Raw genomic sequence first — 23,175 nt, 5'->3', positions numbered from 1 at the left:
GGTGGATCCTTCCCTTTAAAGTGATGTTGGCAAGCAGAGGTCACCGTGGAGCAAGAAGTCTGGCAGGTATTGATTGTCGAGGACGACCAGCGTCTGGCCGAACTGACCCGCGACTACCTCGAAGCCAATGGCCTGCGTGTGTCGATCGAGGGCAACGGCGCCCTCGCCGCGGCACGCATCATCAAGGAGAAACCGGACCTGGTGATCCTCGATCTGATGCTCCCTGGCGAAGATGGCCTAAGCATTTGCCGCAAGGTTCGCGACAAGTATGACGGCCCGATCCTGATGCTCACCGCGCGCACCGATGACACCGATCAAATCCTCGGCCTCGACCTCGGCGCGGATGACTACGTCTGCAAACCGGTTCGCCCACGTCTGCTGCTGGCGCGCATCCAGGCCTTGTTACGGCGCAGTGAAACTCCTGAAACCGCTCCGGAAAAACAACGGCGTCTACAGTTCGGCCCGTTGGTGGTGGACAACGCGTTGCGCGAGGCCTGGCTGCATGACAAAGGCATTGAGTTGACCAGCGCCGAATTCGATCTGCTCTGGCTGCTGGTGGCCAATGCCGGACGTATTCTGTCTCGCGAAGAAATTTTCACCGCGTTGCGCGGAATCGGTTATGACGGCCAGGACCGTTCCATCGACGTGCGCATTTCGCGCATCCGCCCCAAGATCGGCGATGACCCGGAGCATCCGCGGCTGATCAAAACCATCCGCAGCAAAGGCTATCTGTTCGTTCCCGAAGCCTGCGCAGACTTGTCGCTGTGAACTCGATCTTCCTGCGTATTTATGGCGGCATGTGCGCGGCACTGATTCTGGTGGCCGTGCTCGGCGTGCTGGCCCTGCACCTGCTTAACCAAGTGCGCAGCGAGCAGTACCGTGAGCGCCTGGCCCACGGCACGTTCTCGCTGATGGCTGACAATCTGCAACCGATGAACGAAACCGAGCGCCACCGGGCCTTGCTGGTGTGGGGGCGCTTGCTCGGGATTCCGCTGGCGCTGAAGACGTTCCCCCAGACCGACCTCGACCTGACCCAGCGCACCCGCGTGCTGCGCGGCCAGGCACTGGTGGAGCAGACCGGCCCGCATGCGGCGAAGGTTTATCGCCTGGTCAGCGACAAGGAGCAACTGGTGCTCACGGGGGAAGTCCAGCAGATCAGCGAACAACTGGCGAGGGCGACCATTTACCTGTTGGCCGATGAACTGGTGCGCTACCCGGTGGCCGAGCAGCCCAAGCGCCTGGCGCAGTTAAAGGAAGAGAAGGGGTTCGGCTTTGATCTGCGGCTGGTCACGGTCGATCAGGCCGACATGGACGAAGACCAGAGCCGCCGCGTGTCCGAAGGCGACACGGTGATGGCGCTGGGCAAGGGCGGCGATTCGATCCGGGTGTTTGCCGGCATGGTCGGTACGCCGTGGGTGCTGGAAATCGGCCCGCTGTATCAGATGAATCCTTACCCGCCCGAGTGGCTGGTGCTGATCGCGGCCCTGGGCCTGAGCCTGATCGGTTTGATTGTCTATCTGTTGGTACGGCAACTGGAGCGCCGTTTGCGCGGGCTGGAAGCCGCCGCCACACGCATCGCCAAGGGCAGCCTGGAAACCCGCGTACCGGCACGCGGCGCCGACTCGGTGGGGCGCCTGGCCTCGGCGTTCAACGGCATGGCCGAGCACTTGCAGCAATTGTTGGCGATTCAGCGAGAACTGGTGCGTGCCGTGTCCCATGAATTGCGCACACCGGTGGCGCGGCTGCGCTTTGGCCTGGAGATGATCGGCTCGGCCAGCACGCCTGAGGCGCTGGAGAAGTACCGCGAAGGCATGGACCACGACATCGAGGACCTCGATCGGCTGGTCGATGAGATGCTCACTTATGCGCGGCTGGAGCAAGGCTCGCCGGCGCTGAATTTCCAGCGGATCGATCTGGATGCCTTGGTCAACCAGGTGATCGAGGAACTGGCGCCACTGCGCGCCGAGGTCACGGTGCAGCGCGGCTTGTGCCTGTCGGCCGCCGATTGCGACGGCGCCTGGGTCGAAGCCGAGCCGCGTTACCTGCACCGGGCGTTGCAGAACCTGGTGAGCAACGCGATGCGCCACGCCCAGTCACGGGTGACCGTCAGTTATCAGGTGGGGCAGCAGCGCTGTCGGGTGGATGTCGAGGATGACGGGCCGGGCGTGCCGGAAACGGCGTGGGAGAAAATCTTCACCCCGTTCCTGCGCCTCGATGACAGCCGCACCCGCGCCTCGGGTGGGCATGGGTTGGGGTTGTCGATCGTGCGGCGAATCATCCATTGGCATGACGGGCGAGCATTGATCGGCAAGAGCAAAAGCCTGGGCGGGGCCTGTTTCAGTTTGAGCTGGCCGAGGAATCAGGAGCGGCGTTGAGATTGAGGGTGTCCTTTAGGGCGCCATCGCGGGCAAGCCCGACTCCCACAGGTTATTGGTGTTCTTTCGACTGATACATAACCTGTGGGAGCGGGCTTGCCCGCGATGGGGGCATCCCAAACACTGAAAGCCTTCAGGCCTTGATACTGACCAGACTCAACAAATGCCCATCCATCACTGCAAATTGCGCGTCCAGCTCAGTGCCGCTACGCCATTCACTGGACAGGTCAGTCAGTAACCGCAATCGCACGTCACCACCCTCGCTCCACTCCAGCACTTCGGCATGTTCGAAGTAGAAGCGCTTTTGGACGATCGGGTAGAGCGCCTTGAACAGGCTTTCCTTCACCGAAAACGTCAGCGTCACCCACATTGCCAGTTGATCGCGAGCCCCGACAGCCATGCGCTGCAACTCAGGCCCGGTGAGAATTTCCCCGGCCAGGCGTTCGGCCCGTTCCGCGTCGAGCAGGTTTTCCAGATCCATCCCCAAACCGCGCCAATGGGCCTTGTTCGCGACAATCGCCGCGGCCCGGCCGGTGCTGTGGGTGATCGAACCGGCGATATGCGCTGGCCACACCGGTGCACGGTCCTCACCAATGGCCGGAATGAAACTCAGCCCTTCCAGTTGTTGCAACGCGGCCCGAGCGCAAACCCGTCCGGCGAGAAACTCGGCCTGGCGCTTGGCCACCGAACGCTGGATGCTCGCGGGCGGCTCGATGGCACTGCGCTGAAAATCATCGCTGGCCAGTTGCTTGGGATCGAAGTGAGTCCCCAACAGGACTGTATCGGGCAGCACAAACGGCAGCGGCCAAAGGGCGTCGAGCGGGGTGCAGCAGGCGGGTAGGGCGGGGACGGGATTCATGACGGGCATTTTGCCGGGTTGCCTTGAGGCTGGGTAGTGGCTGAGGGCTTTTGTGGCGAGGGAGCTTGCTCCCGCTCGGCTGCGAAGCAGTGGTAAAGGCGGCAAACGCGTTGTACCTGACGAAATACGGTTGCAGGTTTTGGGGGCGCTTCGCTGCCCAGCGGGAGCAAGCTCCCTCGCCACAGGGAGCAATGCTGTCGGTGTGTCAGCCAAAGATCTTCTTGAAAAACGCCTGCATGTCCGCCCACGACTGCTCATCCGCGGCCTTGTTGTAACCAATGTCCGGCCCGCCGTGGTCGCCATGGCTCAGGCGATCCGCATCGGGATTGCTGAACCCATGCTTGGCGCCTTCGAGGCTGACAAATTTATAGTCGGCACCGGCCTTGTCCATTTCCGCCTTGAACGCCGCCACGTTATCCGCCGTGACCATGCTGTCCAGCGCGCCATGCTCCACCAGGATTTTCGCCTTCACACTGCCAGGCACAGCCGGCGTATTGGTTGCCAGTGCACCGTGGAAACTCACCACGCCCGCCAGCGGCAAGCCCTGACGTGCCGCATCCAGCACCACCTTGCCGCCGAAGCAATAACCGATGCCTGCCAGTTTGGCCGGATCGGTCTGTGGCTGTTTCTTCAGCAAATCGAGCCCGGCCAGAAACCGCGCACTGGCCGCTGCGCTGTCCTTCGACGCTGCTTGCATGAAAGCCATGGCGTCCTTGGCGTGTTCGGTGTTCTTGCCGTCGCCAAACATGTCGATCGCCAGCGCGCTGTAGCCCAGACCGGCCAGATCACGGGCGCGGCGCTTGGCGTAGTCGTTGAGGCCCCACCACTCATGCACCACCACCACGCCCGGGCGCGGACCTTTGATGGCGTCGTCGTAGGCGTAATAGCCGATCAGCTTGGTGCCGTCGGCACTCTGGTAGGGAATTTCCCGGGTCTGGATGGCGGCCTGGCTGACCCCACTCAGAACCAGTAATACGAGGGCGAGTAACACACGCATGATCAAACCTCCTTATCAAGAGTTGTCAGAACAGCGTAGTCGATGTGATTCAGCTCAGGTTCAGAGTGCGTTCAGGGGCAGTACAGGGAGGGGGCGGTAACCTTGCCCCGTACCCAAAAAGCACATAGCGCATGAGGAAATTCCCCAATGACTACTTTGAAAAAACTGCTGCTGGCTTTCACCGTGATGGGCGCCAGTGTTGCCGCCCACGCCGACACCACCAATTTCGCCGGCCTGACCTTTGGCCAGACCAGCGACAAGGTTAAAAAATCCAACGCCCTGAACGACAACCTCAACCATCCGAACGCCGATGGTGTGATCGGCAAGGACAACACCTGGGGCTTGCGTGTGGGCCAGCAAGACAGCAAGGGCCGCTACTACGCCACTTATGACAACGTCTCAGGCTCGCACAATGGCATTAAACTGCGTCAGGAAAACCTGCTGGGCAGCTACGATTTGTTTTACCCGGTGGGTGGCAGCACCAGACTGTTCGGCGGTGCCACCGCTGGTTTGACCAAACTGACCCAGGATTCGCCAGGCTTCAGCCGCGACAGCGACATCGGTTACGCCATCGGTGGCCAGATCGGTGTATTGCAGCAAGTTTCGCAAAACACCTCGGTCGAGCTGGGTTACCGTTACCTGCGCAGCAATGCCAGCACCGAGATGAGCGAGCGCGGCGGCAGCAAACAGGGTTCGCTGGACTTGACCAGCAGCGCCCAGACTTACCTGTCCGCCAACTACGCTTTCTAAACAGCGTTTCGCGAGGGTATGCGCCAGTCAGTTAAACGCAATTCCTGTGGGAGCGGGCTTGCCCGCGATAGCGATCTGTCTGACACATCGATGGTGAATGTGCTGCCGTCATCGCGGGCAAGCCCGCTCCCACAGGTTCCGCGGCTTAATTGACTGGCATCGCCCTGTCAGCCATCGAGGTTGTCTTTGGAGATATTGATTTGCCCAGGAGAGCGTTATGAAATTGCTGGTCGTCGAAGATGAAGCGCTGTTGCGCCATCACCTGCAAACCCGCCTGACGGATAGCGGCCACGTGGTCGAGTCCGTGGCCAATGCCGAGGAGGCGTTGTATCAGGCCGGGCAGTTCAACCATGACCTGGCGGTGATCGACCTCGGTTTGCCGGGCATGGGCGGGCTCGACCTGATTCGTCAGTTGCGTTCCCAAGGCAAAACCTTTCCGATTCTGATCCTCACCGCGCGCGGCAACTGGCAAGACAAGGTCGAAGGCCTCGCCGCCGGCGCCGATGACTACGTGGTCAAGCCGTTCCAGTTCGAAGAGCTGGACGCCCGGCTCAATGCCTTGCTGCGCCGCTCCAGCGGCTTCACCCAGTCGACCATCGTCGCCGGTCCCTTGCTGCTGGACCTCAACCGCAAACAGGCGTCCCTCGATGAACAACCGCTGGCACTGACCGCCTACGAATACCGGATCCTCGAGTACCTGATGCGGCATCACCAGCAAGTGGTGGCCAAGGACCGTTTGATGGAGCAGCTCTACCCGGATGACGACGAGCGCGATCCGAATGTGATCGAAGTGCTGGTCGGCCGCCTGCGCCGCAAACTCGAAGGCCCGGCTGGCTTCAAACCAATCGATACCGTGCGTGGCCTCGGCTACCTGTTCAATGAGCGCTGCACTTGATTCGTTCCCTCCGTGTCCGTTTGATGCTCGCCGCCACGACCCTGGCGGTGTTGTTCATGCTGGCGTTGCTGCCGGCGATGCAGGGCGCGTTCAGCCTGGCGTTGCAGGATTCCATCGAACAGCGCCTGGCGTCGGACGTCACCACGCTGATCTCCGCTGCCCGGGTGGACAACAACAGCTTGCAGATGCCGGCGCAGTTGCCCGATGAGCGCTTCAACCTCACCGACAGCCGTTTGCTTGGCTACATCTATAACCGCGAAGGTCATCTGGTGTGGCGTTCGAAGGCCACCCAGGAAGAGAACATCAACTACAAGCCGCGTTACGACGGGCGCGGTAACGAGTTCGCGAGGATTCGCGAGGCCAATGGTGAAGAGTTCTTCGTTTATGACGTTGAGGTCAAACTGCTGGGCGGCAAAAGCGCGGCGTTCAGCATCGTCGCGCTGCAACCGGTGCGCGAATACGAAATCACCCTCGAAGGCCTGCGGGAAAACCTCTACCTTGGCTTCGGCGCGGCGTTACTGGTGTTGCTCGCCTTGCTGTGGATCGGCCTGACCTGGGGTTTGCAGGCGTTGCGCCGGCTGAGCCAGGAGTTGGACCAGATCGAGGGCGGTACGCGTGAAAGCCTGAGTGAAGAGCACCCTCGGGAACTGCTGCGCCTGACCGGCTCGCTCAACCGCTTGCTGCACAGCGAGCGTGAACAGCGCAGCCGTTATCGCGACTCCCTCGACGACTTGGCCCACAGCCTGAAAACCCCGTTGGCGGTGTTGCAAGGGGTCAGCGAAGACATGGCGCAAAAGCCGCAAGAGCGCGATCAGGCCTGGGTGCTGCAAACCCAGATCGAACGCATGAGCCAGCAGATCGGCTATCAACTGCAACGCGCCAGCCTGCGCAAAAGTGGCCTGGTGCGCCATCAGGTGCGCCTGCGCCCGGTGCTGCAAAGCCTCTGCGACACGCTGGACAAGGTCTACCGCGACAAACGTGTGCGTGTCGCGTTCGACCTGCCGGAGCCGTGCTACGTGCCGATCGAGCAAGGCGCCTTGCTGGAAATGATGGGCAACCTGCTGGAAAACGCCTATCGCCTGTGCCTGAGCGAAGTACGTATCAGCGTGCGCGAAACCCTCAGTGGCATTGAACTCTGCGTCGAAGATGACGGGCCGGGCGTGCCACCAGATCAGCGTGCACGGATTCTGCAGCGGGGCGAGCGGCTGGATCGCCAGCATCCGGGGCAGGGAATCGGGTTGGCGGTGGTCAAGGACATCATCGAAAGCTACAGCGCCAAGCTGACACTGGGGGATTCGCCGATGGGCGGGGCGGCGTTCCGGATTCATTTTCCGGTGGTTTGACCCCTGTCACCGATCGTTCCCACGCTCCGCGTGGGAATGCAGCCCGGGACGCTCCGCGTCCCTGCCGAAGCGGACGCGGAGTGTCCATTGAGGCATTCCCACGCAGAGCGTGGGAACGATCTTTAACAGCGGTGTTTAAAACACATCTCCAGACACTCACTCAGGCTACACATCCTTGCGCCGCTGCCTACGACTACGCCAGAATCCGCCGGCTTGTGCGCCTGGGGTGTGGGCTCTATCGTTTGCCGGTCGCTGACGAATCAGCGATCGGGTTTAGCGATCCGATCCCATACACAGACGCAAAAGCGCCCAAGTTTTGCTTGCAGTTCTTATTGCCTGCAATTCGCGTAATGGTGGCTGTGCGTGGGAGACCTTCGAGTCTACCCGGGGTTTCTGTGACCCGGATCGCTAACCTGCGTACAGCCGCCACCTTTACTTGTTTAGCGATAGGTCGTGGCGGCTCAACCAACCACGGAGCTTCACATGTTCAAGATCACGCCCAACCCACCGGAAACCGACGACGTTTCTCCGTACGAAACCCCCGACTCCAAAAAACTCAACGAAGCCGCCGACCGCGCCCTCGATTACTACCTCAAACCGGTCATTCCCAAAGACACTCCGCGCAAACCCAGCACCATCTACCATGTCGGCGCCGAGGTCGATAACGAGACCCTGCTGGTCAACGCCTGCGAATCCCTGGCGTCAGCGAGCGTGATGCTCAGTGAGTTCGCCGGGTTGATGGACATGCCCCATCGCAACATGATGTTGGGGATTCAGCAGGTGGTCATGCTGGGTGAGTTGGCAGTCAATCGGGTGCTGGATAACTACGATCCACAAGGCTAGCGAAAAACCTGTAACCGATCGTTCCCACGCTCTGCGTGGGAATGCCTCAACGGACGCTCCGCGTTCGGCTCTAGATGGGACGCGGAGCGTCCCGGGCTGCATTCCTTTGCTGCGCGTGGGAACGATCAAAAAAATAGCGCTAGAACTCAACTCTCCTGAGCGCGATAGGCCCCCGGCGTCAACCCCGTCCACTTCTTGAACGCCCGGTGAAATGCCGACGGCTCGGAAAACCCCAGCTGCTCGGCAATCTGTTGCAACGACAGATCCGCGCGCCCCAGGTGATAAATCGCAATATCCCGCCGCAACTGGTCCTTCAACTCCTGAAAACTCGTGCCTTCTTCGCGCAAATGCCGACGCAAGGTTTGCGGGCTGATGTGCAGGTGCGCGGCCACCGCTTCCAGGTCCGGCCAGCGCGCACTGTCGCGGCTGAGCAAACGCCGCAGCTGGCTGCTCAGGCTGTCGCCCTCGTCGGGACGCGATAGCAGGTCGGCGGGGGAGCGCTCGAGAAAGTGCTTGAGGGTTCGTTCGTCCTGCAACAGCGGCATGTTCAGGTAGCGACTGTGAAATAACAGACTGCTCTGCGCCGTCGTGCTCTTTACGGTGGAAAAGCTCAGCGGGCAAGAAAACAGCAAGTCGTATTCGGCCCCGTGTTCGGGTCTCGGGTAGCTGAACGTCGCCTGCTCCAGACGAATGCGCTGGCCAATCAGCCAGCTGCCGAACCGATGCCAGATCACCAACAGGCTTTCGCTGAGGAAATGGTCCGGGTCCCACAGCGGCGAATCGTCCAGGCTCAGGCGAACCCTGTCGCCTTCGCGGCTCAGCGTCAGACGTGGCGCCCCAGGGAACAGGCTGTAAAACAATAAACCGCGATTGAGCGCTTTCTCCAACGTGCGGCAGTGGATCACCGCGTGGCACATCATCGCGAAGCTGCCGGGTTTGCTCGGTGCCTGCCCGAAGCCCAAGTATTCGTCGTCCAGGGCCAGCCACAGTGCCTGGATCAATCGGGCGAATTGCTCAGGTGCGATTCGGGCGCGCGGCTCCTCGAGCAACTCGGGGCTGATCCCCAGTTGCAGTAAAAGACTCGAATAGTCATAGCCACGCCGACGCGCGCCACCGAGGGCGGCACGGGCGAAATGGCTGGCGATGGTGCGTTCGCGCATAGAGGGCAGGTCCGTCCACTGAGCAATGGATGGTAGCGGTGCCTGTCGAGAATCAACAAGGCGGATATCCGCCAAATTGCAGGACGAGGTTTGGCTGATGGGCGGAAATCCGCCACATCGATGTAGCGGGTCAGTGACCCAAAAAAACCTGTAACCCTTGATGTCACGAGGCTGGCAGGGTTTTTTTCGAAGGTGGCACGGGGCTTGCGATACAAGTCGCAGAGGTCTGCCATCGCGCAGCTCGACAAAACAAATCCCTCCAGTGCAGGAGGGTTCGCAAATGAGGTGTCAGGGGCAACAGTTGGATGTTGTTACTGAGGCACTCTTGAGGAACTTTGCAATGACGACTCGTCAGCCACTGTATAAATCCCTGTACTTCCAGGTGATCGTTGCCATCGCTATCGGCATCCTGCTCGGTCACTTCTACCCGCAGACCGGTGTAGCCCTCAAGCCGCTGGGTGACGGGTTCATCAAACTGATCAAAATGGTCATCGCACCGATCATCTTCTGTACCGTTGTCAGCGGCATCGCCGGCATGCAGAACATGAAATCGGTCGGCAAGACCGGCGGCTATGCGCTGCTGTACTTCGAAATCGTCTCCACCATTGCCTTGCTGATCGGTCTGGTCGTGGTCAACGTCGTGCAACCGGGCGCCGGCATGCACATCGACGTGACGACCCTGGACACCAGCAAAATTGCTGGCTTCATCTCGGCCGGTAAAGACCAGAGCATCATTGCCTTTGTCCTCAATGTAATCCCGAATACCATCGTCGGCGCGTTCGCCAACGGCGACATCCTGCAAGTGCTGATGTTCTCGGTGATCTTCGGTTTCGCCCTGCATCGCCTGGGTGCCTACGGCAAACCGGTGCTGGACTTCATCGATCGCTTCGCTCACGTGATGTTCAACATCATCAACATGATCATGAAGCTCGCTCCAGTCGGCGCGTTCGGTGCGATGGCCTTCACCATCGGCGCCTACGGTGTCGGTTCGCTGGTGCAACTCGGTCAGCTGATGATCTGCTTCTACATCACCTGCATCGTATTCGTCGTCGTGGTGTTGGGTGCGATCTGCCGCGCACACGGCTTCAGCGTGCTGAAACTGGTTCGCTACATCCGTGAAGAACTGCTGATCGTACTGGGCACTTCCTCGTCGGAATCGGCTCTGCCACGCATGCTGATCAAAATGGAGCGCCTGGGTGCGGATAAATCGGTTGTGGGTCTGGTGATTCCGACTGGTTACTCGTTCAACCTCGACGGTACTTCGATCTACCTGACCATGGCGGCTGTGTTCATCGCTCAGGCGACTGATACCCCGATGGACCTCACTCACCAGATCACCTTGCTGCTGGTGCTGCTGTTGTCCTCCAAAGGTGCGGCGGGTGTGACCGGTAGTGGTTTCATCGTGCTGGCAGCCACCCTGTCGGCCGTGGGCACTCTGCCGGTGGCTGGCCTGGCGCTGATCCTCGGTATCGACCGCTTCATGTCCGAAGCCCGTGCGCTGACCAACCTTGTGGGTAACGCCGTGGCCACCCTCGTGGTCGCCAAGTGGGTGAAAGAGCTGGACGAAGACAAGCTGCAAGTCGAACTGGCTTCCGGCGGTCGCGGTATCTCCGACGAGCGTGAAGTAGACGACCTGGGCGTGGCTGAAGGCCCGACCCCGGCCAGCGTCAAGTAAGCACTCTGGCTGCATGAAAAAACCCGCTTCGGCGGGTTTTTTCATGCCTGCAATTTGAGCGCAACGGTCACTGCCACTGACGCATCAGGTGATTGCTGCAATGTCCTCGGCTGCCTAGGCTTGGGGAATCGCACGGGAGAACGCTTATGCTCGGTCCACTGGCATCACTCAAGGTTCTGGATTTCTCGACACTGTTGCCGGGGCCGTTCGCCTCGTTGCTGCTGGCAGACATGGGCGCCGAGGTGTTGCGCATCGAATCGCCGACCCGCATGGACCTGCTGCGAGTATTGCCGCCGCACGATCAAGGCGTGTCGGCCAGCCACGCGTACCTCAATCGCAACAAGCGCAGCCTGGCCCTGGACCTCAAGCAGCCCGAGGCGCTGGAGGTGATCAAGTCGTTGCTTGCGGACTACGACATCGTGCTGGAGCAGTTCCGTCCCGGCGTGATGGACCGGCTGGGCCTGGGGTATGAAGCCTTGAGGGCGATCAACCCACGGCTGATTTATGTGTCGATCACCGGTTACGGCCAGACCGGCCCCTACAAGGACCGCGCCGGCCACGACATCAACTATCTGGCGCTGGCCGGGCTGGCAAGCTACACCGGCCGGGCCGACAGCGGCCCGTTACCGTTGGGCATGCAGGTGGCGGATGTCGCGGGTGGCTCGCTGCACGGGGTGATCGGCCTGCTGGCGGCGGTGATCGCGCGGCAGCAGACAGGGCAGGGGCAGCATCTGGATGTAAGCATGACCGATTGCGCTTTCAGCCTGAATGCCATGGCCGGTGCCGGATACCTGGCCTGTGGTGTGGCGCCGGGCAGGGAAGAGCAGATGCTCAATGGTGGCAGCTTCTACGACTACTACCGTTCACGCGATGGGCGCTGGTTGTCAGTGGGCAGCCTGGAGCCGGCGTTCATGCAGCAACTTTGCACGGCGCTGGGCCGGCCGGAATTGGCAGCTCAGGGGCTGTCACCCGAACCGGCCCGGCAACAGGTGCTCAAGGAAGCGTTGAAAGTTGAATTCGAAAAATACGACTTTGCCACGTTGTGTGAGCTGTTTGCCGGGGTCGATGCGTGCGTCGAACCGGTGTTGAGCCTGGGCGAAGCGGTGCGGCATCCGCAGTTGAAGGCACGGGAATTAGTGGTTGAAGTGCCGAGGGGCGATGGAACGACTCAGGCGCAGATGGCTTGTCCGTTGAAATTTTCGGATGGGTTGCCTGAGCCGCAGCATATCGGGGCGGGCTTGGGTGAGCATACCGATCAGGTGTTGGGGGAGTTGGGGTTTAGTGCGCAGCGCATCGAAGAGTTGCGTATGGCGAAAGTAGTGAGCTGATTGATCGTTCCCACGCGGAGCATGGGAACGATCATGGGGTTACTCGACCCGCATCTCGCCACTGAACACCAACGTGCTGCGACAACGCCGGCACAGATACCGCCGCCCCTGTCTCACCAAACCATGACGCTGGGCCGAAAACGGGAAATCGCTGTCGGGGCACGGGCATTTGTAGATGTAGCGGGTCACGCTGCGGCGTTTGACGTCATAGGTATGGCAGCGGTTGGGCGGCAGTTCGTAGACGCCGCGCATGATCAGTTGCCACTCTTCGCCGTGAGGCTGGATGCGGTCGCCGAACAGTTGATGGGCGATCAGGTGCGCGACTTCATGCGCCACGGTCTGTTTGAGGAAGTCTTCGGTGTTTTCCCGGTACAGCTGCGGGTTGAAACGCAGCAGGTTCTCGTGCAGATGCGCGACACCGGCTTTTTGCCCGCGCAGCTTGAGGCTTACCACGGGGCGTTTGAAAGGTCGTTTGAAAAAGGATTCGGCTTGCAGGAAACAGTCTTCGACGCGGGTATTGAGTTGCTCGGGCATGCTTGATGGATCTCCAGAGGCGTCGAGTATGCCGCAACCCTGGGGACTTGCGAATCGCCGAGGGGCCGAATGGTCGTCGCCACGCTCTATTCTTAAGCGCTAGAAGGCCGCCTTGCGGCGGCCTGTATTGGCAAGTCCTGTTTTTGGCCGATGTGTTGCTAATTCGTATAGACCGGTCCCACGCCCAGGCCCCAGACAATCACGGTGAACGCCATGATGGCCACCAGCACCACCAGTCCGACGGCGAGTATCGAACTTGAAAACAGAAATCCCTCGTCCGACGGAATGTTCATGAAGGTCGGCAAGCCTACATACAGCAGGTACACCGTGTAACAGACGGCCGCGGTGCCGACGATCATCCCCAGCCACAGGTGCGGATACAGCGCCGCCAGGCCGCCGACGAACAGTGGGGTCGCGGTGTACGTGGCGAACGCGACACAGCGTGCCAGGCTTGGGTTGGCGTCATAGGTGCGCGCCATCCAGTGAATGAAGGCGCCCATCACCGCGACGCCGCCGAGCATCGCCACGTACGACATGATGGTCATCCACAGCGCGCTTTCCATGGTCAGCATCACCGGCGCTCGACTACCAATGACCCAGCCGACCTGCGTGGTGCCGATAAACGCGGAGACGGCGGGGATCGCCGCCAGAATCAGGGTGTGCGTCAGGTACATGTGGCTGATGCTTTCCTCCTGGTCGCCACGGATTTCCTTCCATTCCTGGTCAGGGTGGGTGAAAAGCCCCACTACGTGATGGATCATGCCAGTCACTCCTCTTGTTGTTGCCATCGCCCCCCAGCGGAGCGCTTACGGGCCAAAGTGGCCAGGTAAGTACAGGTCTGAATACGTGCGCGACCTTATGTCGCAGTATAGAAAGGAGTTACTGGCAATAGTGCGAGGGCTTTAGAGCAAATCGCGCTGTAAACAATCTTGTTAATCGCCGCCGGGTCTGTGCCGAATGAATCCTGTGGCGAGGGAGCAAGCTCCCTCGCCACAGGGGTATGCTCAAGTCATATAAAGCGCAGGCTTCGCCCCGCCAGGGTTTTTGCGTAAAATGCCGGCCTTTCGTCACACCTCACGGATTTCGCGTCATGGGCACTCTTACGGTCAACCAGAACAAACTGCAAAAGCGCCTTCGCCGCCAGGCCGGTGAGGCTGTCGCCGATTTCAACATGATTGAAGACGGCGACAAGGTCATGGTCTGCCTGTCCGGTGGCAAGGACAGCTACACCATGCTCGACGTGCTGATGCATTTGCAGAAGGTCGCCCCGATCAAGTTCGAGATCGTCGCCGTGAACATGGACCAGAAGCAGCCAGGCTTTCCCGAGCATGTGCTGCCGGCTTACCTCAAAGAACTGGGCATCGAGTACCACATCGTCGAGAAAGACACCTACTCGGTGGTCAAGGAGCTTATTCCTGAGGGAAAAACCACCTGCTCGCTGTGCTCGCGCCTGCGTCGCGGCACCCTCTATACCTTTGCCGATGAAATCGGCGCGACCAAAATGGCCCTCGGTCACCACCGCGACGACATCGTCGAGACGTTCTTCCTGAACATGTTCTTCAACGGTTCGCTCAAGGCCATGCCGCCGAAACTGCGCGCCGACGACGGGCGCAACGTGGTGATCCGTCCGCTGGCGTACTGCAACGAAAAAGACATCCAGGCCTACTCGGACCTCAAGCAATTCCCGATCATCCCGTGCAACCTCTGCGGCTCTCAGGAAAACCTGCAACGCCAGGTGGTCAAGGAGATGTTGCAGGAGTGGGAACGCAAGACCCCGGGCCGTACCGAAAGCATTTTCCGCAGCTTGCAGAACGTGATCCCGTCGCAACTGGCGGACCGCAACCTGTTCGACTTCACCAGCCTCAAGATCGACGAAACGGCGGCTTCGCGCTTCGTCAACGTGGTCAATCTCTGACACAAATAGTGTGGGAGCGAGCCTGCTCGCGATAGCGTTCTGTCAGAGACATCAGTGTTGACTGATACGGCGCCATCGCAAGCAGGCTCGCTCCCACAGTTGGTTTTTCGCTTCATTCCTCAGGAGAGGGCATGCGCGACTACAAGTGGCTGAACGAGTACTGCTTGAACCGCTTCGGTTCGGCGGCTGAACTGGAAGCCCATCTGCCCGTCCCCAAGACCCCGGCGCAATTGCGCAAGATCAGCGACGACCGCTACCTCTCGACCATGGCGTTGCGGGTATTCCGCGCCGGGCTCAAGCACAGCCTGGTGGATGCCAAGTGGCCGGCGTTCGAAGAAGTGTTCTTCAAATTCGACCCGGAAAAAGTCGTGTTGATGAGCGCCGAACATCTGGAGCGCTTGATGCAGGACGCGCGGATCATCCGCCACCTGGGCAAGCTCAAGAGCGTGCCGCGCAATGCGCAGTTCATTCTGGATGTCGCCCATGAGAAGGGCAGTTTTGGTGCCTTGATCGCCGAGTGGCCGGTGACCGATATCGTCGGTTTATGGACCTGCCTGAAAAAACACGGCCATCAATTGGGCGGTTTGTCGGCTCCGCGATTCTTGCGAATGGTCGGCAAGGACACCTTCGTGCCGAGCTACGACGTGGTCGCGGCGCTGAGTGCGCAGCAGATCGTCGACAAGGTGCCGAGCAGTTTGCGGGATCTGGCCACAGTGCAGAATGCGTTCAACCAGTGGCATGAAGAGAGCGGTGGACGGCCGATGAGCCAGATTTCGATGATGCTGGCGTATACCGTCAATCATTAAGACCGAGTCGTCCGCATCGCGAGCAGGCTCGCTCCCACATTGGATTGGTGTCGTTCACAAATCCCCTGTGGGAGCGAGCCTGCTCGTGATAGCGGTGTGTCAGGCGGCGGAAATCCCGCCTTCCCCCGCCAACTTGCGGTTCAACTGAAACCGCCACCGCACATACAGCAACGCCGAGCAGAACACCGCCAGGCTTGCGCCCATCTCCAGCAAACCGAACAGCTGCCGGTTCGGGTCATACGCGGCCAGTGCGCCCTTGATGAAATACAGGTTCACCACAAAACACATCCACGAATGCCCACGAGCGCTGCCGACAATCATCCCCGGCGCCAGTAACAGCAACGGCACCAGTTCGATCAGCAGAATCACCCACGGCCGCGCGCCATGCAGGTCGGCGAACACCAGGTAGTAGGCGCAAAGCAGCCCCGCCAGCCCGAAAAAGCACAGCAGGCTGATGACGCGCATCGCTCTGACTCGCGGTTCGAGCCATTCGATGGAAGGCAGAATCTTAGGCTTCTTAGCCACTGTGGCTCTCCAGCTTCTGCGCGGTTTTCGCCAGCCGCAGACCCAAAGCCCGGCATAGCGCGACTTCATGTTCATTCAAACCGCTTTTGCCATCGGCCCCGGCGTGATGGCTGGCGCCATACGGCGTGCCGCCGCCGCGGGTTTCCAGCAGCGCGGATTCGCTGTAGGGCAGGCCGGTGATCAACATGCCGTGGTGCAGCAACGGCAGCATCATCGACAGCAGGGTGGTTTCCTGGCCGCCGTGCAGGCTCGCGGTCGAGGTGAAGACCCCGGCCGGTTTGCCCACCAGGGCGCCGGTCAGCCACAGGTTGCTGGTGCCGTCGAGGAAGTACTTGAGCGGAGCGGCCATGTTGCCGAAGCGGGTCGGGCTGCCCAGGGCCAGGCCGGCGCAGTTCTTCAAATCGTCGAGGCTGGCGTACAGCGCGCCTTCATCGGGAATGTCCGGCGCCACGGCTTCGCATTCAGTGGAGATCGCCGGCACCGTGCGCAACCGGGCTTCAAGGCCGGCCTGCTCGACGCCACGGGCAATCTGCCGGGCCATTTCATTGGTCGAGCCGCTGCGGCTGTAATACAGCACCAGAATGTACGGCGCGCTCACGGCAGCAACTCCAGCACATTCTCCGGCGGACGGCCGATGATGGCTTTGTCGCCGACTTCGAGAATCGGGCGCTCCATGAGTTTGGGGTGCGCGGCGATGGCGGCGATCAATTGCGCCTCGCTCAAACCGCTGTCGGCCAGGTTGAGGGTTTTGTACTCGTCCTCGCCGGTGCGCAGCAGTTGTCGGGCGCTGATGCCGAGCTTGCTCAGCAGGCTCTGGATTTGCGCGGCGTCCAGCGGCGTTTCCAGGTAGCGGACCACCGTTGGGGCCAGGCCACGGGCTTCGAGCAGTTCGAGCGCACCGCGGGATTTCGAGCAGCGCGGGTTGTGATAAAGCGTCAGATCGGTCATGTGCGGGTCGCATCTTGCGTAAGGTGGCGGCTATTCTAACTGTGCGGCGCGTAATCCAGAACCTTGGGAGGCGATGGGTCGCAGGTGCATTCTATTTTTGACAAGGATCGAGACATGACAAGGCGACTGGCAGCGGCATTGGCGATCATGGGGGCGTTATTGCTGGGGGGATGTGGCAACGACTATGGCATCGACCAGAACGGCCACAAAATCGCCGCCGAGCGTCTGGACAAACAATGGCTGGTGCTCAATTACTGGGCTGAATGGTGCGGCCCGTGCCGTACCGAAATCCCGGAGCTGAACGTGCTGGCCGAGCAGCTCAAGGGCAAGAAGATCGGTGTGTTCGGGGTCAACTTCGACAATGTGCAGGGCGAAGAGTTGAAAAGCGCCAGTGAGAAACTGGGGATCAAGTTCACTGTATTGGCCCAGGACCCGGCCGACCTTTTCGAATTGCCGCGCAGTGAAGCGCTGCCGGTGACTTACATCATCGATGACAAGGGCAAGGTGCGGGAACAGTTGATGGGCGAGCAGACGGCGGCGGGGGTGATGGCGAAGCTTGAGGCGTTGCAGGCGACCAACTGATCGAGCACCGACCTGTGGCGAGGGAGCTTGCTCCCGCTGGGCTGCGAAGCAGCCCTAAAACACGTTACCTCGGTTCTTCAGACAGACCGTATGGACCGGTTTACGACTGCTACGCAGCCGAGCGGGAGCAAGCTCCCTCGCCACAGTCATTCACTTGGCTACAACCGAGAGTAATCAACCCTCTTCAAGCCACCAACGCAACGGCTTGCCTTCTGCTGGCCAAAAGCGCATCTGATCGATCGGCGAGACGTCCCAGCGCTGGACGTTTTCCAACACCTGCAGGAAGCGTTTTTCCTGCTCCATCAGCGCCGGCGCACAGAGTTTACGGGTGCTGCCGATCTTGCCGAAGCTCAGCTTTTCGCCTTCCAGGGAATACGGCGCGAACCAGTGGTTGCAGCCACCATTGCCATAAGCCCGACCGTCTTCATCGAGGGTGATGGTCAGGTGGCTGTAGTCCATCAGCGGACGTTCGCCGATCCATTCCAGAATGTAACTGCGGTTCTGTTGCAACTTTACCGGCTCGGCGGCGCAGCCCAGCAGGCTGGCACCGACCATCGTGGTCAGAGCAAGGCGTTTCATCACGCAGGCTCCTGGCATTTCGGGCACAGGTGCTTCTCGGAGGCAGTGGTCCAGCCCAATTCGGCAATTCGCGCGGTGGCAGCCGGTTTTTCGGCCTTGTTGCCCAGCTTGGCGTCGACCGCGAACTCAAAGCTCAGTTCTTTGGCGCAGCTGTCGCAGTTGACTTGCCAGGTGTGAATCGCCAATTCGCCGAACACCGGACCACTGGCCACCGCGACCCATTGGCCGGGCGGGTTGATCAGGTGGCGAACCGTTTCGACGGTCAGGCGCATGGACAAGTCCTTGCTGCCTTTGAGGGTCACTACCAGCACGTCGTTATTACGAATCGAGCCGCCGTTGCCGGTGACTTGATAACGCCCCGGCACGAGGGCGCGGCATTCGGTGAGGGTGTGTTGCGGGTTCATCAGGTTGTAACGGAAATCGTGTTCGACCATGGGTCCTCCAAATATGCGCGATATGCTAGCACGGGCTTGAACGCAGCATGGCGCGGGCATGTGACCTTCGATCTGGTTCAAATGACTCGCCAACTCATGGCACACTGCCGCTTTTGCATCTCTAAGGAACGGAAATGGCCTTAATCGAATGTTATGAATGCAAGCAGCGCATCAGCTCCACGGCGCCTGCTTGCATTCATTGCGGTGCACCTGCGGCAACGGTGCAAGCGGCCACTTCGACGGCAGCGCCTGTGGAAGCACCGCTTTCTTTCGGGCATTTACCGAGCAATGAGAGTGTGCCTCGGGTAACCCCGGCCGCGTTCGGGCGTAAACGAAAGACCGAAGTTCAGGCCGAGGTTCCGGCACCTGTGCTCAATGGGCCGCGTCCCGTGGAACTCTGGCTGAAACTCATGATTTTCTTTCTGCCGCCGTTTTTTGTCTGGTTCCTGCTGCGTCGCGGACATTCCCTTGGGCAGCGCTTGATCGGCTTCGGCTGGTTGGCGCTGATGATTATTTTGTCCAAGGCCTGAGCCGATCAGCTCTCGACCTGGTTCTGTGGCAAACCTGCCGCCCAGGCCGCGATGTTTTGCAGGGTGATCGCGGCAATCGCGCCCAGGGCTTCGCGGGTCAGGAAGGCCTGGTGCGCGGTGACGATCACGTTCGGAAAGGTCAGCAGGCGCGCCAGCACATCGTCTTGCAGCGGCAGGTCGGAGCGATCCTCGAAGAACAATTGCGCCTCCTCTTCATACACGTCCAGCCCCAGATAACCCAACTGGCCGTTTTTCAACGCGTCGATCAGCGCCGGCGTGTCGACCAGACCGCCGCGCCCGGTGTTGATCAGCATTGCGCCGGGCTGCATGTGCGCCAGTGACTCGCGGTTGATCAAGTGTTTGCTCTGCTCGTTGAGCGGGCAGTGCAGGCTGATGATCTGCGACTCGGCCAGCAGTTGCGGCAGGCTCAGGTAGCGCGCGCCGAGGGCTTCGACCTGCGGGTTCGGATAAGGGTCATGGGCCAGCAACCGACAGCCGAAGCCGTGCATGATGTTCGCGAAGGTCGCGCCGATCTGCCCGGTGCCGACCACGCCGACGGTCTTGCCCACCAGGTCGAAACCGGTCAACCCGTGCAGGCTGAAATCGCCTTCTCGCGTGCGGTTGTAGGCACGGTGCAGACGACGGTTGAGCGCCAGGATCAACGCCACCGCATGTTCGGCCACGGCATGAGGCGAGTAGGCCGGGACCCGCACGATCAGCAATCCCAGGCGCTTCGCCGCTGTCAGGTCGACATGGTTGTAACCGGCCGAGCGCAGGGCGATCAGGCGCGTGCCGCCTGCTGCCAGGCGTTCGAGCACCGGGGCGCTGAGGTCATCATTGATGAAGGCGCAGACCACTTCGTGATGTTCGGCCAGTGCCGCCGTGTCGAGACTCAGCCGGGCCGACTGGAACTGCAACTCGATGCCGGCGGGCAGGTCGGCGGCAAGAAAACTGTCGCGGTCGTAGGTCTGGCTGCTGAAAAGAATCGTGCGCATGCTGTCCTCCTGGAAGTCTCAAACCCCGTAGCAGCCTTCGGCAGCTGCTACAGGCGTTGAGTTTAGCGTTCAGGGCGCTCGGCGTTATTGCGCTGCATCAGGCATTGATGCGCGCGTGGGCCGCGAGGCGATTGATGGCTCGTTCGAGTTCTTCCAGCGCGCCGGGGGCTTTCGGGTCTTGTTGCTTGAGCAGGGTTTCACTGCGCTGGCAGGCGGCGCGCAGTTGCGGTACGCCGCAATAACGGGTTGCCCCATGCAGGCGATGGACCCGCTCGATCAGGGCATTCTGGTCGTTGGCTTCACGGGCGACGCGGATGGCCTCGCGGTCGCCTTCCAGGGAGGCCAGCAACATTGCCAGCATGTCCGCCGCCAGATCGGCCTTGCCGGCCGCCAGGCGCAGGCCTTCTTCGTGATCGAGCACCTGCAACTCATTTCCGTTATGGCGGTCGCTGGAGCGCTCCGGCCCCAGATTACGCAACGCCAGGCCGGTCCATTTCAACACCACTTGCGCCAGTTGCCGTTCGCTGATGGGTTTGGTCAGGTAGTCATCCATGCCGCTTTGCAGCAACGCGCGTTTTTCGTTGGCCATCGCATGGGCGGTGAGGGCAACGATCGGCAGTGGCGTGCAATGCCGTTCGCTTTCCCACTGGCGGATGGCTTCGGTGCTTTGACGCCCATCCATGCCGGGCATCTGCACGTCCATCAACACCAGGTCGAAGGTCTCGTTCTGCACGGCCTTGACCGCGGCGTAACCGCTTTCCACCGCGAGCACCTTGGCGCCCATGTCCTCGAGCAGGGTTTGCACCAACAGCAGGTTGGCCGGGTTGTCGTCCACGCAAAGGACCTTCGGCGCGCGACTGGAGACCGGCTCGCCGGGGTCGCTGCGTTGCTGGCGTGGGTTGACCAGATCGGACAGGGCCCGGCGCAATTTGCGGGTGCAGGCCGGTTTGGACTGGAGCTGGCTGTGGGGGTTGGGCACCGAGAGGTGGAACAGCGTCAGTTCGGTGGTCGGGCACAGCACCAACACTTTGCAACCCAGGTGTTCGAGGTCCCAGATATGCTGGTTGAGGCGCTCCGGTGGCATGTCGTTGCTGGTGATGCCGAGCACCGCCAGGCCGATCGCCTGATCAGTCTGATGGGCGCCGGTCACGCCATTGGCCAGGCTTTCCAGGGTGTTGAACGGCGTGACGGCCAAGCCGCAGTCTTCCAGTTGATGCTGCAATGCCTGACGGGCCAGTTCATGGTTTTCCAGGACCGCCACCCGATGCCCCAGCAGCGGTGGGCCGGGCAGGTCTTCGGCGTCGTCGCGGGTTTTGGGCAGGCTCAGGCTGATCCAGAATTCCGAGCCTTCGCCCGGTGTACTGTCGACGCCGATCTCGCCGCCCATCTGCTCGATCAAGCGTTTGGAAATCACCAGCCCCAGGCCAGTGCCGCCAGGTTGCCGGGACAGCGAGTTATCAGCCTGGCTGAAGGCCTGGAACAAGGCGCGCACGTCCTGATTGGACAGACCGATGCCGGTGTCTTGAATGCTGATGCGCAGTTGCACGCTGTCTTCATGCTCTTCTTCGAGCATCGCCCGGGCGACGATGGTGCCTTCGCGGGTGAACTTGATCGCATTGCTCACAAGGTTGGTGAGGATCTGCTTGAGTCGCAGCGGATCGCCCACCAGCGACAGTGGCGTATCGCGATAAACCAGGCTCACCAGCTCAAGCTCTTTGGCGTGGGCGGCCGGGGCGAGGATGGTCAAGGTGTCTTGCAGCAGGTCGCGCAGGTTGAACGGAATATGGTCGAGCACCAGTTTGCCGGCCTCGATTTTCGAGAAGTCGAGAATCTCGTTGATGATCCCCAGCAGGCTGTCGGCGGATTTTTCGATGGTGCCCAGGTAATCGAGCTGACGCGGGGTCAACTCGCTTTTTTGCAGCAAATGCGTGAAGCCGAGAATGCCGTTGAGCGGCGTGCGGATTTCATGGCTCATGTTGGCCAGGAATTCGGATTTGATCCGGCTCGCCTCCAGGGCTTCCTTGCGCGCCAGGTCCAGCTCGATGTTCTGGATTTCGATGGTTTCCAGGTTCTGACGCACGTCTTCGGTGGCCTGGTCGACGCTGTTCTGCAATTCTTCCTGAGCGTTCTGCAGGGTGCCGGCCATGCGGTTGATGCCGGACGCCAGTTCATCCAGCTCCTGGCTGCCGAGGGGCGGCAGACGGGTTTCCAGGTGACCGTCCTTGAGCTGCGCCACGGCTTGTTTGATCTGGCTCAGCGGCCGGTTGATGGTCCGGCCCATGCGCAACGCCAATAGCGCCGCACCGGCCAGGCCCCCTCCGATCAACAGCAGGCTGGCGAACAGGCTGCGGTAACCGCGCAGCAACATGCCGCTGTGGGACAGTTCGAGTTCGACCCAGCCCAGCAGGCGGTCGGCTTCACCGGGGATCAGGTCGCCAGCCAGGTTGCGGTGCTTGCCGAACACCGGCAGCAGGTAACGCGTGGCGTCATTGCCACTGCGGCGCAGCAGCTGTGAACCGTTGCCCAAGGGCGCCTGATTGAGCATGGTCGGGCCGGCATGGGCCAGCGTCGTGCGGTCGGGGGCGAGGAAGGTCACCGCGCGCACATCGGTTTGCTCCAGGGACTGGGTGGCGATGCGCTCCAGCAGCTCGTTGTCTTTGCGACCCATGGCGGGGGCCACCAATGGCGCCAGCTGTTCGGCGATCATTTCGCCGCGCTGCATGAGTTGGGCTTGCAAGTCCGATAGCTGCATCCAGGTGAAATAGCCGCCCAGGACCAGCGCCATCAGGGTGGTCGGCAACAGGGTCAGCAACAGCACGCGGCCTTTAATTCCCAGTTTCTTGAGCACGCAACTCTCCTGCATCCAGCTGTTTATTGACCTGCACATGCGTCCGGCACGCGCCACCTGCGCAGTGTAGCGATTTGCATGCGGGCAATCTTCGTAAAATTGATGTCGTCATTCGTCGGCCACTTCAGCGCTTTGGTCGCGGGGGGGGGGGGGGGGGGGCAAAAATTTTTTTTCCCCGGGGGGGGGAATTTTTTTTAAAGGGCAACTTTTATTTTTTTGGCATATAATTTTAAAACAAATATTTTTGGGAAAAC

At 60.8% G+C, this 23,175-nt stretch carries 24 protein-coding genes; 12 read left to right on the top strand and 12 right to left on the bottom strand.

What is annotated here, in order from left to right:
- Window positions 1-45 precede the first annotated feature (45 nt).
- Together AACY49_RS27490 and AACY49_RS27485 are read left to right on the top strand one after the other, a co-directional pair.
- Window positions 46-768, top strand: coding sequence for a response regulator (locus tag AACY49_RS27490; protein ID WP_095051649.1), 723 nt, complete (start codon window positions 46-48; stop codon window positions 766-768).
- Window positions 765-2,375: an ATP-binding protein gene (locus AACY49_RS27485; protein WP_339527447.1), complete on the top strand. Its 1,611-nt coding sequence runs from the start codon at window positions 765-767 to the stop codon at window positions 2,373-2,375. The genes AACY49_RS27490 and AACY49_RS27485 overlap by 4 nt, the downstream gene beginning before the upstream one ends.
- A gap of 133 nt (window positions 2,376-2,508) precedes the next feature.
- Here AACY49_RS27485 and AACY49_RS27480 read toward each other — a convergent pair whose 3' ends face one another.
- Window positions 2,509-3,234 carry a 4'-phosphopantetheinyl transferase family protein gene (locus AACY49_RS27480; protein ID WP_320393627.1) on the bottom strand — a complete coding sequence of 242 codons (726 nt, stop codon included), beginning with the start codon at window positions 3,232-3,234 and terminating at the stop codon, window positions 2,509-2,511.
- A gap of 205 nt (window positions 3,235-3,439) precedes the next feature.
- A complete protein-coding gene (locus AACY49_RS27475; RefSeq protein ID WP_339527446.1) occupies window positions 3,440-4,231 on the bottom strand; it encodes a dienelactone hydrolase family protein in 792 nt (263 codons plus the stop codon).
- Between the two features lie 147 nt (window positions 4,232-4,378).
- On the opposite strand from AACY49_RS27475, the gene AACY49_RS27470 reads away from it, so the two are divergent.
- The 4 genes from AACY49_RS27470 (at window position 4,379) to AACY49_RS27455 (ending at window position 8,062) form a co-directional block, all read left to right on the top strand.
- A complete protein-coding gene (locus AACY49_RS27470) occupies window positions 4,379-4,981 on the top strand; it encodes a hypothetical protein (RefSeq protein ID WP_339527445.1) in 603 nt (200 codons plus the stop codon).
- A gap of 217 nt (window positions 4,982-5,198) precedes the next feature.
- Window positions 5,199-5,876, top strand: coding sequence for a response regulator (locus AACY49_RS27465; protein WP_030131106.1), 678 nt, complete (start codon window positions 5,199-5,201; stop codon window positions 5,874-5,876).
- Entirely contained in the window at window positions 5,873-7,219 is a 1,347-nt protein-coding gene (locus AACY49_RS27460) for an ATP-binding protein (protein ID WP_258699526.1), read from the top strand. Before AACY49_RS27465 ends, AACY49_RS27460 begins: the two co-directional genes overlap by 4 nt.
- A gap of 483 nt (window positions 7,220-7,702) precedes the next feature.
- Window positions 7,703-8,062: a DUF6124 family protein gene (locus tag AACY49_RS27455; RefSeq protein ID WP_339527444.1), complete on the top strand. Its 360-nt coding sequence runs from the start codon at window positions 7,703-7,705 to the stop codon at window positions 8,060-8,062.
- 146 nt (window positions 8,063-8,208) lie between these two features.
- Here AACY49_RS27455 and AACY49_RS27450 read toward each other — a convergent pair whose 3' ends face one another.
- Window positions 8,209-9,222, bottom strand: a complete 1,014-nt coding sequence (locus AACY49_RS27450) for an AraC family transcriptional regulator (RefSeq protein ID WP_339527443.1) — start codon at window positions 9,220-9,222, stop codon at window positions 8,209-8,211.
- Window positions 9,223-9,562: 340 nt separating this feature from the next.
- Between AACY49_RS27450 and AACY49_RS27445 the strand changes: the two genes are divergently transcribed.
- Both AACY49_RS27445 and AACY49_RS27440 read left to right on the top strand, forming a co-directional pair.
- On the top strand, window positions 9,563-10,897 hold the full coding sequence (locus AACY49_RS27445) for a dicarboxylate/amino acid:cation symporter (protein WP_339527442.1): 1,335 nt from the start codon (window positions 9,563-9,565) through the stop codon (window positions 10,895-10,897).
- Window positions 10,898-11,043: 146 nt separating this feature from the next.
- Window positions 11,044-12,225 carry a CaiB/BaiF CoA transferase family protein gene (locus AACY49_RS27440; protein ID WP_339527441.1) on the top strand — a complete coding sequence of 394 codons (1,182 nt, stop codon included), beginning with the start codon at window positions 11,044-11,046 and terminating at the stop codon, window positions 12,223-12,225.
- 39 nt (window positions 12,226-12,264) lie between these two features.
- Here AACY49_RS27440 and AACY49_RS27435 read toward each other — a convergent pair whose 3' ends face one another.
- Window positions 12,265-12,759, bottom strand: coding sequence for a SprT family zinc-dependent metalloprotease (locus tag AACY49_RS27435; protein WP_095051660.1), 495 nt, complete (start codon window positions 12,757-12,759; stop codon window positions 12,265-12,267).
- Window positions 12,760-12,917: 158 nt separating this feature from the next.
- Window positions 12,918-13,520 (bottom strand): Yip1 family protein, encoded by a 603-nt coding sequence (locus tag AACY49_RS27430; protein WP_320393635.1) that lies wholly within the window; start codon window positions 13,518-13,520, stop codon window positions 12,918-12,920.
- A 329-nt stretch (window positions 13,521-13,849) separates the two neighbouring features.
- On the opposite strand from AACY49_RS27430, the gene ttcA reads away from it, so the two are divergent.
- Both ttcA and AACY49_RS27420 read left to right on the top strand, forming a co-directional pair.
- Window positions 13,850-14,674 (top strand): tRNA 2-thiocytidine(32) synthetase TtcA, encoded by an 825-nt coding sequence (gene ttcA / locus AACY49_RS27425; RefSeq protein WP_258699532.1) that lies wholly within the window; start codon window positions 13,850-13,852, stop codon window positions 14,672-14,674.
- Between the two features lie 131 nt (window positions 14,675-14,805).
- A complete protein-coding gene (locus AACY49_RS27420; protein ID WP_320393636.1) occupies window positions 14,806-15,480 on the top strand; it encodes a DNA-3-methyladenine glycosylase I in 675 nt (224 codons plus the stop codon).
- A gap of 99 nt (window positions 15,481-15,579) precedes the next feature.
- Here the strand turns inward: AACY49_RS27420 and AACY49_RS27415 are convergent, their stop codons facing one another.
- Genes AACY49_RS27415 through arsC form a run of 3 tightly spaced genes read right to left on the bottom strand, consistent with a single transcriptional unit; the run spans window position 15,580 to window position 16,953 of the window.
- Window positions 15,580-16,005 carry a DUF2069 domain-containing protein gene (locus AACY49_RS27415; protein WP_339527440.1) on the bottom strand — a complete coding sequence of 142 codons (426 nt, stop codon included), beginning with the start codon at window positions 16,003-16,005 and terminating at the stop codon, window positions 15,580-15,582.
- Window positions 15,998-16,603 carry an NAD(P)H:quinone oxidoreductase gene (gene wrbA / locus AACY49_RS27410; RefSeq protein ID WP_258699535.1) on the bottom strand — a complete coding sequence of 202 codons (606 nt, stop codon included), beginning with the start codon at window positions 16,601-16,603 and terminating at the stop codon, window positions 15,998-16,000. The genes AACY49_RS27415 and wrbA overlap by 8 nt, the downstream gene beginning before the upstream one ends.
- Window positions 16,600-16,953, bottom strand: a complete 354-nt coding sequence (gene arsC / locus AACY49_RS27405; protein WP_339527439.1) for an arsenate reductase (glutaredoxin) — start codon at window positions 16,951-16,953, stop codon at window positions 16,600-16,602. The genes wrbA and arsC overlap by 4 nt, the downstream gene beginning before the upstream one ends.
- A gap of 114 nt (window positions 16,954-17,067) precedes the next feature.
- On the opposite strand from arsC, the gene AACY49_RS27400 reads away from it, so the two are divergent.
- Complete coding sequence (locus AACY49_RS27400) at window positions 17,068-17,535, top strand: TlpA family protein disulfide reductase (protein WP_320393639.1); 468 nt, start codon at window positions 17,068-17,070, stop codon at window positions 17,533-17,535.
- A 174-nt stretch (window positions 17,536-17,709) separates the two neighbouring features.
- On the opposite strand, the gene AACY49_RS27395 is transcribed toward AACY49_RS27400, so the two are convergent.
- Together AACY49_RS27395 and AACY49_RS27390 are read right to left on the bottom strand one after the other, a co-directional pair.
- Window positions 17,710-18,114 carry an META domain-containing protein gene (locus AACY49_RS27395; protein ID WP_258699538.1) on the bottom strand — a complete coding sequence of 135 codons (405 nt, stop codon included), beginning with the start codon at window positions 18,112-18,114 and terminating at the stop codon, window positions 17,710-17,712.
- Window positions 18,114-18,548: a hypothetical protein gene (locus tag AACY49_RS27390; RefSeq protein WP_339527438.1), complete on the bottom strand. Its 435-nt coding sequence runs from the start codon at window positions 18,546-18,548 to the stop codon at window positions 18,114-18,116. Before AACY49_RS27390 ends, AACY49_RS27395 begins: the two co-directional genes overlap by 1 nt.
- 134 nt (window positions 18,549-18,682) lie before the next feature.
- Between AACY49_RS27390 and AACY49_RS27385 the strand changes: the two genes are divergently transcribed.
- On the top strand, window positions 18,683-19,078 hold the full coding sequence (locus AACY49_RS27385; RefSeq protein WP_258699540.1) for a hypothetical protein: 396 nt from the start codon (window positions 18,683-18,685) through the stop codon (window positions 19,076-19,078).
- Between the two features lie 5 nt (window positions 19,079-19,083).
- Here AACY49_RS27385 and AACY49_RS27380 read toward each other — a convergent pair whose 3' ends face one another.
- Window positions 19,084-20,073 (bottom strand): 2-hydroxyacid dehydrogenase, encoded by a 990-nt coding sequence (locus tag AACY49_RS27380; RefSeq protein WP_258699541.1) that lies wholly within the window; start codon window positions 20,071-20,073, stop codon window positions 19,084-19,086.
- 97 nt (window positions 20,074-20,170) lie between these two features.
- A complete protein-coding gene (locus tag AACY49_RS27375; protein ID WP_339527437.1) occupies window positions 20,171-22,921 on the bottom strand; it encodes a response regulator in 2,751 nt (916 codons plus the stop codon).
- Window positions 22,922-23,175 lie beyond the last annotated feature (254 nt).

Origin of the sequence: Pseudomonas sp. EL_65y_Pfl2_R96, from assembly GCF_963970905.1 — a bacterium.
Classification (GTDB): domain Bacteria; phylum Pseudomonadota; class Gammaproteobacteria; order Pseudomonadales; family Pseudomonadaceae; genus Aquipseudomonas.
The sequence above is the reverse complement of the archived record's forward strand: the minus strand, read 5'-3'. Positions and strand labels throughout refer to the sequence as shown.

Coding starts and splice junctions, on each gene's coding strand:
- AACY49_RS27480 (WP_320393627.1), bottom strand. CDS start 3,234: ATGAATCCCGTCCCCGCCCTACCCGCCTGCTGCACCCCGCTCGACGCC.
- AACY49_RS27465 (WP_030131106.1), top strand. CDS start 5,199: ATGAAATTGCTGGTCGTCGAAGATGAAGCGCTGTTGCGCCATCACCTG.
- AACY49_RS27395 (WP_258699538.1), bottom strand. CDS start 18,114: ATGAAACGCCTTGCTCTGACCACGATGGTCGGTGCCAGCCTGCTGGGC.
- AACY49_RS27455 (WP_339527444.1), top strand. CDS start 7,703: ATGTTCAAGATCACGCCCAACCCACCGGAAACCGACGACGTTTCTCCG.
- AACY49_RS27380 (WP_258699541.1), bottom strand. CDS start 20,073: ATGCGCACGATTCTTTTCAGCAGCCAGACCTACGACCGCGACAGTTTT.
- AACY49_RS27445 (WP_339527442.1), top strand. CDS start 9,563: ATGACGACTCGTCAGCCACTGTATAAATCCCTGTACTTCCAGGTGATC.
- AACY49_RS27435 (WP_095051660.1), bottom strand. CDS start 12,759: ATGCCCGAGCAACTCAATACCCGCGTCGAAGACTGTTTCCTGCAAGCC.
- AACY49_RS27430 (WP_320393635.1), bottom strand. CDS start 13,520: ATGATCCATCACGTAGTGGGGCTTTTCACCCACCCTGACCAGGAATGG.
- AACY49_RS27420 (WP_320393636.1), top strand. CDS start 14,806: ATGCGCGACTACAAGTGGCTGAACGAGTACTGCTTGAACCGCTTCGGT.
- AACY49_RS27390 (WP_339527438.1), bottom strand. CDS start 18,548: ATGGTCGAACACGATTTCCGTTACAACCTGATGAACCCGCAACACACC.
- AACY49_RS27475 (WP_339527446.1), bottom strand. CDS start 4,231: ATGCGTGTGTTACTCGCCCTCGTATTACTGGTTCTGAGTGGGGTCAGC.
- AACY49_RS27400 (WP_320393639.1), top strand. CDS start 17,068: ATGACAAGGCGACTGGCAGCGGCATTGGCGATCATGGGGGCGTTATTG.
- AACY49_RS27450 (WP_339527443.1), bottom strand. CDS start 9,222: ATGCGCGAACGCACCATCGCCAGCCATTTCGCCCGTGCCGCCCTCGGT.
- AACY49_RS27470 (WP_339527445.1), top strand. CDS start 4,379: ATGACTACTTTGAAAAAACTGCTGCTGGCTTTCACCGTGATGGGCGCC.
- AACY49_RS27440 (WP_339527441.1), top strand. CDS start 11,044: ATGCTCGGTCCACTGGCATCACTCAAGGTTCTGGATTTCTCGACACTG.
- arsC (WP_339527439.1), bottom strand. CDS start 16,953: ATGACCGATCTGACGCTTTATCACAACCCGCGCTGCTCGAAATCCCGC.
- ttcA (WP_258699532.1), top strand. CDS start 13,850: ATGGGCACTCTTACGGTCAACCAGAACAAACTGCAAAAGCGCCTTCGC.
- AACY49_RS27385 (WP_258699540.1), top strand. CDS start 18,683: ATGGCCTTAATCGAATGTTATGAATGCAAGCAGCGCATCAGCTCCACG.